The following is a 14,036-nucleotide window of genomic DNA, read 5'->3' as shown; positions in this document are numbered from 1 at the left end:
GCAGGCCCGGCCTGCATGGGAGTTCCTCAATCCTTGTAGCTCCACTTGCTGCCGACGCCGACCGGCTCCTTCTCGTCCTCGGCCGGCTCCTTCTCGTCCTCCACCGGCTTCTCGTCCTCGACGGCCCGGTGGCGGTTGCGCAGCATCGTCCATCCGGCGCCGAGCAGCGCCAACGCCGCGACGATCCAGCCGGAGATCGACAGCCACGACGGGCCCTCGGTCGCCTCGGAGACGAGGGCGGTGAACATCGCGTCCTCGATCGCTGCGGCGTCCGACTCCGTGGTGACGGCCGCACCGTGGTGCGACACCGGGATGCCGCCGTTGGACGGGGTCAGCGCCATCGTGGCGGGCATGACCGGGCCGGCCTTCCCGTCGGCGTACTTCGTCTCGACCATGAATCGCATCGTGCTCAGCGCCGGCATGGGGCCGATCGCCACGGTCAGGTCGGCGGAGCCGCCCGGCGCGATGGCGGTGCCGTTCACCGCGATCCAGGTGATCGAGTCGGCGGCCTGCTCCGCCGGGGTGCCACCGTGGATGGTGGTCAGTGGCACCTTGAGGTCCTGGTACGTGATCTTCGGTGCCCAGTCGTCGACCGACAGCGGGTACACCTCGGCCACCGGGGTGTCCGCCGGGATCTTCAGCGTCACCTCGGTGACCGGAGCAGCGCCCTCATTGGTCACGTGGAAGCTCAGATTCGCTCCACTGCCCTGCGGCGCGCTCGCCGGATTCACCGTCACGTCCGCCATGGCCGGGCCGGCGGCGAAAAGTACGCCGACGGCGGTCACAGCGGTCATCGTGCCCGCACGGCGGGCCAGCAGGAGATGCCTCACGACATGTAGTTCGGATCACCGGCCCCGATGGTTCAACCCGGACCCAGAAGATTTCCGGCAGATCTCGTGACGGATGATGAGGCCATGCGTGACGTGCCCATCGACGGCGACATGATCCGGCTCGGCCAGTTCCTCAAACTGGCCGATCTCATCGACACCGGCGGCGAGGGCAAGATCCTCATCGCGTCCGGGGACGTGAGCGTCAACGGCGAGATCGACGTGCGCCGCGGCCGGCAGCTGCACCCCGGTGACGTGGTCGAGGTTCAGGGCCGCCGGGCCCGGGTGGTTTCTTAGCGCCGGCCGGAACCTCGGTGGGGCCCGTCTCGTCGTACCGGTCATGACCACCAACCGCGGTCTGCTGACCGCCGTCGCCGTCCCCCTTCTCCTGCTGGGCGCCTGCGCCCGGCCCGGCGTCGCCGGCGAGGCCGGCGAGGCCGGCGCGCCGGCCTCCGCCGCTCCGGTCACCGAGAGCGCCACCACCGATCCGACGATCGCCCTGCGTGTCGAGTACCGCGGCGGCTTCGTCCCGGCCGAGACCATCCCCTCCCGGATCCCGCTGTTCAGCATCTACGCCGACGGCCGCGCGATCAGCGAGGGCCCGGTCACGCTCATCTATCCCGGCGCGGCCCTGCCCAATCTGCGGGAGATCACCCTCAGCGAGGCCCAGCTCCGGGACCTGACCGCCGGGGCGGTCGCCGCGGGCGTCACCTCCGGCGTCGATTTCGGTACGCCGGGAGTCGCCGACATCCCCAGCACGAGGATCACCGTCGTCACCGCCGGTGGCGAGCAGGTCGTCGAGGTGATGGCCCTGAGCGAGGCCCGCCCCGACGACGCCTCCCTCACCGCGCAGCAGCAGGCCGCCCGTAAGAAGCTCAGTGATTTCGTGGCGTCGCTGCACGCCCTGTTCGCGGAGGCGGCGAGCCCGGCCGCGAAGCCCTACCCGGCGCAGCGGCTCGCCGTTCTGGCCACGCCCTATCAGGACGCCGGCGACGGTCTGGCCGGCGCTCCGGTCAAGTGGCCGGCCGCGGACCTGCCCGGCGGCTTCCTCAACGAGGAGCTGCGGATCAACTGCCTGACCGTCGAGGGTGCGGTGAAGGACGAGGTGCTGGCGCTGGCGGCCAAGGCCAACGAGCGGACCCCGTGGGAGTCGGCCGGCAAGAAGTGGCAGATCAAGTTCCGGCCGCTGCTGCCGGACGAGAAGGAGTGCGCCGACCTCCGGAGGCAGGCATGAACCCGATCGGCGAACCGGTCCACGACGGTGTACCAGTAGTACACCCTGCTAGTACACTTCGGCTTCATGGGCATCGTGACGAGGATCGCCGGTACGTCCTGCGTGACGATCCTGCTGACCTACCCGATGTGGGCCCCGCAGTGGGGCGACGGCCTGCTGGGGGAGATCGCGGGGCAGCCCCTCTGGGCTAGCGCCGCCATCATCGCCGGGTTCCTCGGCCTGGTCGCCCTCTACTGCCGGGCCCTCCAGCGCACCCTGACCCTGATCCGGCCGGCCGCGCGCCGGGCCCGGCCGGGCTCGGTGTGGTGGATGTTCGCCGTCCCGCACAACTTCGTCGAGGACTTCTTCATCGTCCGGGCGGTGGCCGGTTCGCTGGCCGCCGCCGGGACCCCGGCCCGCGAGGTGCGCCGATGGGAACTCCTCGGGTACGGCTGGTGCACCCTGCAGATCGTGTCGCTGCTACCCGGCGTGCCCGGGCTGGCCGGGGGAGTGGGGGCACTGCCGCTCTGGGCCGCGCACTGGGCGCTGACCACCCGCCTCAACCGCCGCCTGGCCCGCCACGCCGCCGCTCCGGACGCGGCTGGTCCGGGTGCGGCTGGTTCCCACCGCTGTCTCAACGCCGTTGAGACAGCGGTGGGAGCCAGCCACCCAACGTCCGCGTCGGTGAAACCGGGCGGCCGGCGGCCGGGCCGGTAGGGTCCTGACGATGCCGCTGCCCCGATTCGACCGGCTCGCGCCGGACGCCCGCGCCGCGATTCTTGCCGTGGCCCGGTCGCACTTCGCTCGCGACGGCCGGGACGGTGCCTCGCTCAATCGGATCATCGCGGATTGCGGCATCTCCAAGACCAGCGCTTACCACTACTTCGACGGCAAGGACGACCTGTTCGCCGCCGTCGCCGCGGACACCGCGGCCCGGGTGTTGGCGGTGCTCGGCCGCTGGACATCGGTGCGGACCGCGGACGACCTCTGGGAGCAGTTCGCCGCCGGGTCCGCGCGGCTGTCCGGGCACCTGCGGGAGCACCCGGACGATCGCGCGGTGCTGGCCGCCGCCCCGCCCGCTCCCGGGCAGGGTGGAGAGTGGATCGCCGCGATGGTGGCCGACGGTGTTCGGATCGGCCTGATCGACGCGGGTCCCGGACTGGAACTGATCACCGCGGCGACCGCGGCGGTGATCGGCGTGGCCGACGCGCAGGCGCTCGCCCGGCCCGGGCCGGCACTCGACCATCCGGGCGAGGGGGTCCCGCTGCGGACCCTGCTCGAACGGCTGTGGACCGCCCGCTGACCAGGACCGCTGTGCCGTCCCGACGTTGTGGAGTTCCGCGATGACAGCGTGTCGGAATCCAACAGGATCGCGGCCGGGCAGCGGCGCGAGGCCAGCAGCGGCCAACAGTGAGAGGTCCGGCCGCGGGAAGGCGGTGAGAGTCCCAGAGGCTGCGGGAAGGCGGCGGGCGCCTGTGGCGAGTGGCCCGGCCGCTGGGAGTCGGTGAGAGCCCTCGGGGCTGCGGGAAGGCGGCGGGCGCCAGCGGTGAGAGGCCCGGCTGCTGGGAGGCGGTGAGAGTACCCGGGGCCGCGGGAAGGCGGCGGGGGCGGGGGAAGCGTCCGGGGAAGGGCGCGGGAGGGGCGGCGGGTTACCAGACGTCGCCGTCACGCCAGTCGCAGGTGAGGGTGCCGGTGAGGGCGAGGCCGGGCGTGGGGCGTACCAGGGTGCTGTCGTCGTCGTCGGGGGTGCGGGTCACTCCGGACGGGGTGAGCACCGCGGTCGGGCCGGTCCACGGCACCCAGCCGCGGGCCAGGTACAGGCCGCGTCCCTCCGTCGAGGCGGAGAGTGCGCCGAGGTCGTACCCGCCGTCGATGAGTCGTTCGGCCTCGGTCATCACCGCGGCGGCCAGGCCGTGCCCACGCCATCGTGGGTGTACCGCGACCGCCTCGACGTAGCCGCAGCGCAGTGACCGGCCGTCGAGCAGGAAGCGGCGCTGGACCACGGCGCCGTGTGCGACCGGCAGGCCGGCCCTGGTGACGATCAGGTGCAGGCCGCCGAGTGTGTGGTCCCAGTCGTGGACGTCGAAGCCGCCGTCGAAGGCCAGATCGAGCAGGTCACGGACGGCGGCGCGCTCGTCCGGGGGCAGGTCGGCGGTGGGCGCGACGCGTACCGTGGTCACTCCGGGGTTCTCCATCGGCTGCATGGTCGTCTTTCGGGACGGAGCCGGGTGCCGGCCCTCTGTCGTTCGCTCTCGGCGGCCGCGTCGCCATCGCGGGACGCGGCCGCCGCGAGCGGTGTCTCAGTGGACCTCGAGCAGGTCCACCACGAAGACGAGGGTCTCGTTGGGCTTGATCGCGCCGGCCGCGCCCCGCGCGCCGTAACCCAGGTGCGGCGGGATGATCAGCTTGCGGCGGCCGCCCACCTTCATCCCGGCGACGCCCTGGTCCCAGCCGGCGATGACCTGCTGGCCGGCCACCCGGAACCCGAACGGCTCGCCCCGGTTGTAGGAGGCGTCGAACTCCTTGCCCGTGGACTGGGCGACACCCACGTAGTGGACGCTGACGAAGTCGCCGGCCTTCGCCTCCTGGCCCTCGCCCTGGACGATGTCCTCGATCAGCAGTTCGCTGGCCGGAGCATCGGGAATGGGGCCGACATCGGGCTTGTGCATGAATCCTCCTGGTTTCTTACCTGACTCGGCCATGCAATCACAGGTCGATGGCCGGTGAACGAGCGGTGCCTGAACTCCGTACCCCCGGGTGGCTCTGCACTGCCGTACCCGGGAGATCTCATGTTTGTCCGTCGCATCGCCGCCGTCGCCCTGGTCGCCGCGGCGACCGTCCCCGCCGCGCCCTCGCCCGCGAATGCGCACGGGGCGCCGATGACGCCGATCAGCCGCAGCGCCGCCTGCGCCGGAAACGGTGTCCAGCGGGGCGCCGCGGCCTGCAGGGCGGCCCTGAAGGCCACCGACGGGTTCCTCGGCGCCTACGACAACCTGCGCCTGGCGAACGTGAAGGACGACCGGGACCGGGTGCCCGACGGGAAGTTGTGCAGTGCCGGCATCGACCTCTACCGGGGCCTCGACCTGGCGCGCGACGACTTCCCGTCGACCGCGGTGAAGTCCGGGCAGAACCTGAGGATCACCTACCGGGGGACGATCCCGCACCAGGGCTCGTTTCGGATCTTCCTCACCCGGGCGGGGTACGACCCGGCGCGGAAGCTGACCTGGGGCGACCTGGGTGACCCGCTCACCGAGGTCAAGGATCCGCCGTTGACCGACGGTGCGTACCGGATGAGGGTGACGCTGCCGAAACGGACCGGCCGGCACATCCTCTACATGGTGTGGGAGACGTCCAGCACGCCGGACACCTACTACTCCTGCTCCGATCTGGTGTTCCCCGCCGCCGCCGCACCCGCTGTCACGCCGTCGGCCACGAGGAGTGCCGCCCCGGTGGTCAAGCAGACGGCGGCGGTCAGGCGGACGTCGGCGGCCCCGGCAACGGTCGCGCCCACGGCGACGCCGAGTGCCGTACCGGAGCTCGCCGCCGGTCTGTCGGCGGCCGATGAATCAATGATCGGTCTCGGTCACTGGCTCGTCGGCGGCGCATTGGCCGTCGCCGTGCTGGTGGGGGCCGGTGCGGGCCTTTCCCGACTGCGGCGCCGCGAAACCCGTTGAGGGTCTTCGAAAATTTTTGTTGAACCGCCGGCTTCTGGATCTCGTACTGACGGGCGTCGACGATGCATTGCCTGTCAGGCCCCCCCAACGACGAAAGGCCAAGCATGAGTCGTGTTCGTTACCGCGCACCGGGCCGCACCTCGTGGCTGTCCCGCCGCCGCGTGCTGGCCCTCGCCGCGACAGGTGTGGGCGTCTCCGCCGCCGGTGTGGCCGGTCTGAGTCTCGCCGGCACGGCGGACAGCGATGACGACGGTGCGCCGCTCGTCATCTCGCTGCGCGATGTCAAGAAGGGCACGATCGATGTCTTCTCCGGCGAGAAGGTCAAGACGATCACCGACAAGAAGCTCGTGGCCAGCCTGCTCAAAGCCGCCGGCCGCTGACTTCCGACGTTTCGACGTTTCGACCTAAACGTTTCCGACAGGAGATCCCCCGAACATGTCTTCACATCGCGAAGCGCCGGAGATCAGCAAGGACCCGGTTGCCGACAGTTCAGACCTGTACGCGTTCGTCAGCCCCGACGATCCGGACACGGTCACGATCATCGCCAACTATGTGCCTCTGCAACTCCCGTCGAGCGGCCCGAACTTCTTCGAGTTCGGCGACGACGTGCTGTACGAGATCCACATCGACGCGAACGGTGACGCCCGCCCGGACATCACCTACCAGTTCCGGTTCCGCACCGAGCTGCGCAACGACAAGACGTTCCTGTACAACACCGGTCAGATCAAGTCGCTCGACGACGAGAACTGGAACCGTCGCCAGTTCTACTCGGTGACGAAGGTGGACAGCCACGGCAAGAGCACGGTGCTGGCGAGCAAGCTGCCGTGCCCGCCCTGCAACGTCGGCAAGATCTCGATCCCGGACTACGCCAAGCTCGCCGAGGACGCCGTCCACAAGCTGAAGAGCCGCGAGAAGGTCTTCGCCGGCCAGCGCGCCGACGCCTTCTTCGTCGACCTGGGCTCGATCTTCGACCTGGGTACGCTGCGCCCGTTCCAGGACAAGCACCTGGTCGGCTCGCAGCTGTTCAACTACGCCGGCAAGGCGGTCAACGCCACCGACAAGACCAACGTGCACAGCATCGCGATCCAGATCCCGCTGGACATGGTCCGCCGCGAGGGCAAGAAGCGGGTTCGGGCCAAGGACGCCGGCGCCGTGATCGGTGTGTGGACCTCCGCCAGCCGCCGTCAGGTCGAGGTGCGCGGTGAGAAGGGCGGCGGCGACGTCGTGGTCGGGCCGCAGGTGCAGGTCTCCCGTCTGGGTAACCCGCTGTTCAACGAGGTCATCGTGCCGATGGCACAGAAGGACAAGTGGAACAGCCTGCCGCCGAGCGAGGACAAGCGGTTCGCCGAGTTCGTCGCCACGCCCGAGCTGGGAGCGCTCCTGCCGGCGCTCTACCCGGGCCTCTTCGACAACCTGGCCGCGTTCAACAAGACCAAGGACGCCCGTGCCGATCTGCTGGCCATCCTGCTGACCGGTATCCCGGACGGCGTGATCGAGGGCTTCCAGAACAACACCGGCGCCCTTCAGGCCGACATGCTGCGCCTCAACACGGCCATCCCGCCGGCGAAGAAGGAGAACGCCTTCGGTGTCGTCGGGGGTGACCTCGCCGGCTTCCCGAACGGCCGCCGGATCGCCGACGACGTGGTCTCCATCTCGATCAAGGCGATCGCCGGTGCCACGCTGCCGCTGGTGAACAAGGAGTTCAAGGCGGACGCCGCGTCCGGGCTGGTCGAGCAGGGCCTGAGCATCAAGGATGTCAGCGCCTCGCTGCTCAAGAAGTTCCCCTTCCTGCCCACCCCGTTCGACGGCTTCAACAACCCGTCCTGACGCGACCCTCGAGGGAGTTTCGGCATGAGCCTCGGACATGGCGACCACCACCATCACCACCACACCTACGCCCCGTCCGGGCAGGGCACGGTGATGCTGAACATCGGCGGCACGATCGGCGCGCTGATCATCCACACGCCGGGCACGCTGCACGGCCACGAGATCGAGGTGTCCCCGGTCGGCGACACCGGAAACCGGACCCACGCCGCGGTCCGTGCCCGGTACGTCCGGTCGGGTGTCACCTTCTGCGTGGTCATCGACAGTCTTCCGGAGGGCCGTTACGTGGTCTGGCAGGACGACGACACCCCGCTCACGCAGGTGGAAGTCCACGGCGGGGCGGTCGCCGAGGTCACCTGGCCGGCGAATCTGACTGCGGGACGGACACCGGTGGCGGTCTAGTCTGGACGCCATGGCAGGCGGTCGGCTCCCGGGCCCGGCATCGCCGGGCGCGGACGTCCCGGTTCATGTCGGCCTGCGCACCTCCGACATGGACGAGGCCCGGGAGTTCTGTCGCAAGCTCTACTACGGACCACTGCGGATCGATCCGGTCGGTGACCCCGGCCGGATGCGGTTCGCCGCCGACGTGGTCACGATCGGCCCGATCACCCTCGGCGAGGTGCGGTACGGGACCGACATCCGTATCACGATCGCCGCGCTCGAGACGGCGTACCACGTGCTGGTCCCGCTCAGCGGCGCGGTCCGCTCCCGGCACCGCGGCACGGTGGTCCGGGCCGACTGCACCCGGGCGGTCGTCTACCGGCCGACCGGTGACATCGAGCTCGACTGGCCCGGCGACAGCCGGCTGCTGAGCGTCAAGGTCGACCGCGCCGCCCTGGAACGCGAGGTGGACGCGGCCCTCGACCACCGGGTCGTCTCGCCGCTGCCGCTCGGGGCGAGCTTCGACCTGGTCGACGGCCCCGGCCGGACCTGGGCCGCTCTGACCCGTCTACTGCTGCACGAGTTGCGCTGCCCGGACGCCCTGGCCAGCCGCCCGCGGATGGCGGCCCGCTGGCGCGACATGGTGGTCAGTGGGCTGGCCCTCACCGTCGAGCACCCCTACGGCGAGGAGCCCGCCGGTCTCCAGGGCCCGCACCGGCCGCGCACCGTGAAACGTGCTCTCGACGCCATCCACACCGAGCCGTGGCGGCCCTGGACCATCCACGATCTGGCGGCTCTGGCCGGTGTCGGTGTCCGCGTCCTCCAGGAGTCGTTCCGCCGGCACGTCGGGATCCCGCCGCTCGCCTACCTGCGCCGCTGCCGCCTCGACGAGGTGCACGCCGAACTGTCCCGATCCGATCCGGGGCAGGTCAGCGTGAGCGAGGTCGCCTACCGGTGGGGGTTCACCCACCTGGGCCGCTTCGCGGGTGCCTACCGCGACCGGTTCGGCACCTCACCGTCGCAGACCCTCCGGGACCGCCGCTGAATCCGGCACGGCCGTCGCGGGCGGGTCAGAGCTCGACGCGCTGGCCCTTGCCGATGACGACCACCCCGTTGTCGCTGACGGTGTAGAGCTTGCGGTCGCGGTCCAGGTCGACACCGATCTGGGCGCCCTCGGGGATCACCACGTTCTTGTCGATGATGGCGTTGCGGATGACCGCGCGCCGGCCGACCGAGACGCCCTCCATGATGACCGCGCCGTCGACGTGGGCCCACGAGTTGACGCGGACGTTCGGTGAGATGATCGAGCGTTCCACCAGGGCGCCGGAGACGACCACGCCGGGGGAGATCATCGAGTCGATGGCGCGGCCCTGCCGGTCGTCGTAGCCGTGCACGAACTTGGCGGGCGGCCAGGAGCCGTAGTTGGTGAAGATCGGCCAGTCGTGGTTGTAGAGGTTGAAGATGGGCAGGGTGGCGATGAGGTCCATGTGGGCTTCGTAGAAGGAGTCGAGCGTCCCCACGTCGCGCCAGTAGCCGCGGTCCCGGTCGGTGGCGCCGGGCAGCTCGTTGTCGCGGAAGTCGTAGACGTTCGCCTCGCCCTTCTCCACCAGCATCGGGATGATGTTGCCGCCCATGTCGTGCTTGCTGTCCGGGTTCTGCGCGTCGGCGGAGACCGCCTCGCACAGGGCCCGGGTGGTGAAGACGTAGTTGCCCATCGACGCGTAGACCTCGTCGGGGGAGTCGGGCAGGCCGACCGCGTCCTTCGGCTTCTCCCGGAACGCCTTGATCTTCCGGCCGTCCGGCCCGACGTCGATGACACCGAACTGGTCGGCCAGCGACAGCGGCTGGCGGATGCCCGCGACGGTGACCGCGGCGCCCGAGGCGATGTGGTCGTTGACCATCTGCTTCGGGTCCATGCGGTAGATGTGGTCGGCGCCGAACACGATCACGTAGTCGGGTGACTCGTCGTTGATCAGGTTGAGGCTCTGGTAGATCGCGTCGGCGGAGCCGGCGAACCAGCGGGGCCCGAGTCGCTGCTGCGCGGGGACCGGGGTGACGTAGTTGCCCAGGAGCGTCGACATGCGCCACGTCTTGGAGATGTGCCGGTCGAGCGAGTGCGACTTGTACTGCGTCAGCACGACGATCTTGAGATATCCCGCGTTCGCGAGGTTGGACAGCACGAAGTCGATCATGCGATAGATGCCGCCGAAGGGCACACCGGGTTTGGCCCGGTCAGCCGTCAACGGCATCAGGCGCTTGCCTTCTCCACCAGCCAGAACGATCGCAAGCACCTTGACTGCCATGGGGAGGACGCTAATATTCCGGCCGCCCCGGCGCCACCCGAAAGGGCGGTTCGAAATATCTTGCTGGTGCTGCCGCCTTCTTACCGGTCAGACCGGGGCGTGGAAAGCATACTCACGCATCAGCGTGTCGATCGTGTCGGCATCGGCCGGGCGGCCGAAGTGGTACCCCTGCACGAGCGGGCATCCCAGGTCGCGCAGCAGCTGCGCCTGGCCCGCCGTCTCCACGCCCTCGGCCACCGCGAGCAGGTCCTGGCCGCGGGCCAGCTCCAGGATCGCCCTGGTCAGGCTTACGTCCTGGGCCCGCGGCGGGTCCTGGTGGCGGCGGATGAACGACTGGTCGATCTTCAGGATGTCGACCGGCAGGGCGTGCAGGTACGCCAGCGACGAGTACCCGGTGCCGAAGTCGTCGATCGCGATCCGGATGCCGTGCGCCCGCAACTCACCCAGCACCGGGGTGTCCGCGGCGTCGATGAGGACCGATTCGGTGATCTCCAGCACCAGCGCCGCGGCGGGCAGCCCGGTGTCGGCGAGGGTCTCCAGCACCGTCGCGGTGAAACCGGGGTCGCGCAGCTGGTGGGTGGAGACGTTGACGGTCAGGTAGAGGCCGTGCTCGCGGTGCCAGGCGGCGGCCTGCGCGCACGCCAGCCGCAGCGCCCGGGCCCCGATCGCCCCGATCAGGCCGGTCTGCTCGGCGACCGGGATGAACACGCCCGGCGGCACCAGCTCGCCGTCGCGGCGCCAGCGCATCAGGGCCTCCACCCCGGTGGCCCGGCCGGTGCCGGTGTCGACGACCGGCTGGTAGTGCATGAACAGGGTGCCGTCGGCGAGGGCCTGCCGGAGCCCGGCGGCGATCCGGGCCCGTTCCGACTGCTCGGCGCGCAGCGATTCGTCGAACCGGGCGGTACGGGCCCCACCGGCCTGCTTGGCGGCGCGCAGGGCCAGGTCGGCGTCACCGAGGACGGCGTCGTTGCCGGGCGTTCCGTCGGCCAGTCCGGCCCGGGCGGTCAGGGGGATGCGGCGCTCGTCGACGGCGTACGGCGCCGCCGACACCGCCGTCACGACCCGGTCGGCCAGCTCGCCGGCGTCGGTGCCGGAGGTGACCAGGAACCCGAACTCGTCCCCGCCCAGCCGGGCCACCAGCTCCACCTCGGGCGCGAACAGCAGCAGCCTCCCGGCCACCTGGCGCAGCACGGTGTCGCCGACGTGATGCCCGTACGTGTCGTTGATCTCCTTGAACCCGTCGAGCGCGCAGAGGATCAGCGCGTACGGGCGGTCCCCGGCGACGGCCCGGCCCAGGTGGTCCAGGAGCAGGTCGCGGTTGGCCAGTCCGGTCAGCGAGTCGTGCCCGGCCCGGTAGGCGAGCCGCCGCTGGAGCACCTGCTGCTCCTGCAGGGCCTCCCGGGCCTGCCGGGCCCGGCGCTCGGCGAGCCGGGCCAGCACCACGATCCGCAGCAGCAGGAGCCCGCACAGCGCGGCGGTCAGCACCGCCGGCACGACGACCACCGCCGAGGGGGCGGCGACGGCCGGCAGCAGCGGGCCGGCGACGGCGACGGTGTACATGACGGCGAGGGTGGACCGGCCGGGCGCCAGGTCGGTGGCGAGCGGCTGGGCGGCCCGCGGGTGCACCGACGCGGCGACGATCAGCACCCACCAGAGCTGGATCAGCAGGTGCGGCCCGCCGCCGGACAGGAACGGGCGGGTGCCCTCGGCCGACGTCGCGGCGTAGAGGAGGTGGGCGCCGAGCAGCATCGACCCGGCGCCGGCGACCAGGATGCCGGGCACCCGGCGGGAGTCGGCCGCGGTCCGCAGCACGGTCGCCAGGATCGCCAGGTCGAGCAGCGCGTAGAAGGCCGCCAGCGCGTCGTCGACCAGCCGGTACCCGGGCTGCCCCAGATAGGGCAGGACGACGAAGGACCAGGCCAGCATGGCCACGGCCAGCACCACGGCCCCGGCCTCGGCGGCGCCGCCGGGCTTGCGGCGGCGGGTGAACTGGACGGCCGCGGCCGCGTGCAGGGTGTACTGCAGGGCCAGGGACAGGCCCATCGGCGTGATCGCCGGTTCGCCGCCCCGGATGCTCCACCAGAGGGACGTGGCGGTCCCGGCGGCGCTCGCCGCGAAGAACAGCCACCAGCCGCACCGGTGCCGGCGCGCGGCCCGGAACAGGATCGCGGTCCCGGCCGCCTGCATGATCAGCCAGGCGTGGTCGCCGCCCACCAGATGGAGGACGAGCACGGCGGCGGCGCCACCCGCGAGGGTGAGCTGCCAGGCCGGGATGCGAGGGATGGGCACGTCGCCATGTCATCCGACTCCGGTTGCGGTCCGGTTGCCGTGGCGGTCACTTTCCGGAGCGTGCACCCGATAGCAACCACGGCCGGCGGCCTTCGCGGCGTAGAGGGCCACGTCCGCGTCGCGCAGCGCGTCGGCGCAGGTGTGCACGTCGTCGAGGGCGAGCACGCCGATGCTGGCCGAGACCCGGACCGGGTGGCCGCCGAGCGTCCGGTCGCGGGCGGCGGCGTGCAGCAGCGTGTCGGCGGTGTCCAGGGCGGCACCGGGCACGATCACCGCGAACTCGTCACCACCGAGCCGGGCCACCAGCCCGTCCGCGGCGAGCCGCCGGAACTCGGTACCGAGAGCCACCAGCAGTTCGTCGCCGACCGGATGGCCCAGGGTGTCGTTGACCTCCTTGAAGCCGTCCAGGTCCAGCAGCAGCAGCCAGCCGCGTGCCCCGGGTGGACGGCCGACGGCCACGGTGAGGGCCTCGGTGAGCGCGGCCCGGTTGCCGAGACCGGTCAGCGGGTCGTGGGTGGCCCGGTGCTCCAGCTCGGCGCGCAGCGCCTCCTGCTCGCGCAGGGCGGCGTCCAGGGCCCGGGCCCGGCGCTGGGCCAGGTTGCCGAGCATGCCCATGCGCAGCACCAGCAGCACACTCACCCCGACGCCGAGCAGCATCGGGAGTACGAACATGTGCAGCCCGCTCTCCCCGGGCGGCGGCCCGTCCGGCGGCGGTCCGCCGGCCATTCTCGGCAGCGCGTTCAGCCCGGTCATCAGCGGGTAGAACGCGGTCAGCACGGCGAACAGGCCGAGCCGGGTACGGGACAGGGTCTCCGGGTCGGCGCCCCGCTCGGCGCGGGCCATCGACGGGTGCAGGGCGGCCGCCCCGATCATCAGATGCCCGGCCATCCAGGCCAGGATGTGCCAGACGGTCGGCGGGCGGTCCGAGACCGCGAAGGTGGCGTCCGCGGCGAACAGCAGGAACGTGCTGGCCACGACCAGCTGATGGGCCCGGTTGCGCGGGTCGCCGGCCAGCAGCAGGACCGCGGCTCCGGCGACCCGCAGCAGCATGAGGATCGTGCAGAAGCCGAACACGGCGGCCGGTGTCGGGTGATTCCAGCGTTCGGCCAGCACCGGGCCGATCACCACCGGCCAGGTGCCGGCCATCACACCGAGCACCACCATGGCGCCGTCGAGGACGTTGGCCCGATGGTGGCCGGGCCGCGAACAGGCCCGTACCCGCACCAGCATCGCCACGGTGACCAGCAGGAAGGCGCCGCTCAGGGCGAGCAGGGAGCCGGGGCCGTGCGAGCCGGCCAGGTGGGTCAGGGCGAAGAGGAACAGCCCGCCCGCCAGCAGTCTCCAGAACAGCGCACCCTCCGGCCGGTGCCGGCGGATCCCGGCCAGGACGGCCAGGCCGGCGCCCACCTCCACCCCGGCCAGTGCCCATCGGGCGGCGGGTGCGGGCAGCACCAGGGCGACGGCGGCCGCCGCGGCACCGCCGAGCAGGAAGCCGTACCACAGCCGGCGGTCGAGGCGTCTCACG

General features: G+C 71.4%; 15 protein-coding genes. 9 read left to right on the top strand and 6 right to left on the bottom strand.

The window, feature by feature from the left end; translation table 11 throughout:
• Positions 1–26: 26 nt before the first annotated feature.
• On the bottom strand, positions 27–830 hold the full coding sequence (locus BC793_RS01125) for a DUF1775 domain-containing protein (RefSeq protein WP_109588639.1): 804 nt from the start codon (positions 828–830) through the stop codon (positions 27–29).
• An 84-nt stretch (positions 831–914) separates the two neighbouring features.
• Between BC793_RS01125 and BC793_RS01120 the strand changes: the two genes are divergently transcribed.
• The 4 genes from BC793_RS01120 to BC793_RS01105 all read left to right on the top strand — a co-directional run bounded on the left by BC793_RS01120 (position 915) and on the right by BC793_RS01105 (position 3,343).
• Complete coding sequence (locus tag BC793_RS01120) at positions 915–1,124, top strand: RNA-binding S4 domain-containing protein (protein WP_109588638.1); 210 nt, start codon at positions 915–917, stop codon at positions 1,122–1,124.
• A gap of 43 nt (positions 1,125–1,167) precedes the next feature.
• Positions 1,168–2,061 carry a hypothetical protein gene (locus tag BC793_RS01115; protein WP_109588637.1) on the top strand — a complete coding sequence of 298 codons (894 nt, stop codon included), beginning with the start codon at positions 1,168–1,170 and terminating at the stop codon, positions 2,059–2,061.
• Positions 2,062–2,127: 66 nt separating this feature from the next.
• Positions 2,128–2,757: a hypothetical protein gene (locus tag BC793_RS01110; RefSeq protein ID WP_203896084.1), complete on the top strand. Its 630-nt coding sequence runs from the start codon at positions 2,128–2,130 to the stop codon at positions 2,755–2,757.
• A 10-nt stretch (positions 2,758–2,767) separates the two neighbouring features.
• Positions 2,768–3,343: a TetR/AcrR family transcriptional regulator gene (locus BC793_RS01105; protein WP_109588636.1), complete on the top strand. Its 576-nt coding sequence runs from the start codon at positions 2,768–2,770 to the stop codon at positions 3,341–3,343.
• A 346-nt stretch (positions 3,344–3,689) separates the two neighbouring features.
• Here BC793_RS01105 and BC793_RS52170 read toward each other — a convergent pair whose 3' ends face one another.
• Both BC793_RS52170 and BC793_RS01095 read right to left on the bottom strand, forming a co-directional pair.
• Positions 3,690–4,244 carry a GNAT family N-acetyltransferase gene (locus tag BC793_RS52170; protein ID WP_109588635.1) on the bottom strand — a complete coding sequence of 185 codons (555 nt, stop codon included), beginning with the start codon at positions 4,242–4,244 and terminating at the stop codon, positions 3,690–3,692.
• Positions 4,245–4,340: 96 nt separating this feature from the next.
• Positions 4,341–4,709 carry an FKBP-type peptidyl-prolyl cis-trans isomerase gene (locus BC793_RS01095; protein ID WP_109588634.1) on the bottom strand — a complete coding sequence of 123 codons (369 nt, stop codon included), beginning with the start codon at positions 4,707–4,709 and terminating at the stop codon, positions 4,341–4,343.
• 120 nt (positions 4,710–4,829) lie between these two features.
• Between BC793_RS01095 and BC793_RS01090 the strand changes: the two genes are divergently transcribed.
• From BC793_RS01090 to BC793_RS01070, 5 genes are all read left to right on the top strand, one after another.
• The gene (locus tag BC793_RS01090) at positions 4,830–5,714 is read left to right on the top strand and encodes a lytic polysaccharide monooxygenase (RefSeq protein ID WP_109588633.1); all 885 of its coding nucleotides are present in this window, start codon (positions 4,830–4,832) and stop codon (positions 5,712–5,714) included.
• A gap of 104 nt (positions 5,715–5,818) precedes the next feature.
• Entirely contained in the window at positions 5,819–6,094 is a 276-nt protein-coding gene (locus tag BC793_RS01085) for a hypothetical protein (protein WP_109588632.1), read from the top strand.
• 55 nt (positions 6,095–6,149) lie between these two features.
• The gene (locus BC793_RS01080) at positions 6,150–7,541 is read left to right on the top strand and encodes a DUF4331 domain-containing protein (protein WP_109588631.1); all 1,392 of its coding nucleotides are present in this window, start codon (positions 6,150–6,152) and stop codon (positions 7,539–7,541) included.
• A gap of 24 nt (positions 7,542–7,565) precedes the next feature.
• On the top strand, positions 7,566–7,940 hold the full coding sequence (locus tag BC793_RS01075; protein WP_109588630.1) for a phospholipase: 375 nt from the start codon (positions 7,566–7,568) through the stop codon (positions 7,938–7,940).
• A 10-nt stretch (positions 7,941–7,950) separates the two neighbouring features.
• Positions 7,951–8,964, top strand: coding sequence for an AraC family transcriptional regulator (locus BC793_RS01070; RefSeq protein WP_239169801.1), 1,014 nt, complete (start codon positions 7,951–7,953; stop codon positions 8,962–8,964).
• A gap of 25 nt (positions 8,965–8,989) precedes the next feature.
• Here BC793_RS01070 and glgC read toward each other — a convergent pair whose 3' ends face one another.
• The 3 genes from glgC to BC793_RS01055 all read right to left on the bottom strand — a co-directional run bounded on the left by glgC (position 8,990) and on the right by BC793_RS01055 (position 14,035).
• Positions 8,990–10,222 (bottom strand): glucose-1-phosphate adenylyltransferase, encoded by a 1,233-nt coding sequence (gene glgC, locus BC793_RS01065; protein WP_109588628.1) that lies wholly within the window; start codon positions 10,220–10,222, stop codon positions 8,990–8,992.
• Between the two features lie 87 nt (positions 10,223–10,309).
• Complete coding sequence (locus BC793_RS01060) at positions 10,310–12,511, bottom strand: putative bifunctional diguanylate cyclase/phosphodiesterase (protein ID WP_109588627.1); 2,202 nt, start codon at positions 12,509–12,511, stop codon at positions 10,310–10,312.
• 9 nt (positions 12,512–12,520) lie between these two features.
• The gene (locus tag BC793_RS01055; protein WP_146246150.1) at positions 12,521–14,035 is read right to left on the bottom strand and encodes a GGDEF domain-containing protein; all 1,515 of its coding nucleotides are present in this window, start codon (positions 14,033–14,035) and stop codon (positions 12,521–12,523) included.
• Position 14,036: the final 1 nt, after the last annotated feature.

It is taken from the genome of Actinoplanes xinjiangensis (assembly GCF_003148685.1).
Taxonomy (GTDB): Bacteria; Actinomycetota; Actinomycetes; order Mycobacteriales; family Micromonosporaceae; genus Actinoplanes; species Actinoplanes xinjiangensis.
This window is presented reverse-complemented; position numbering and strand designations above follow the sequence as displayed.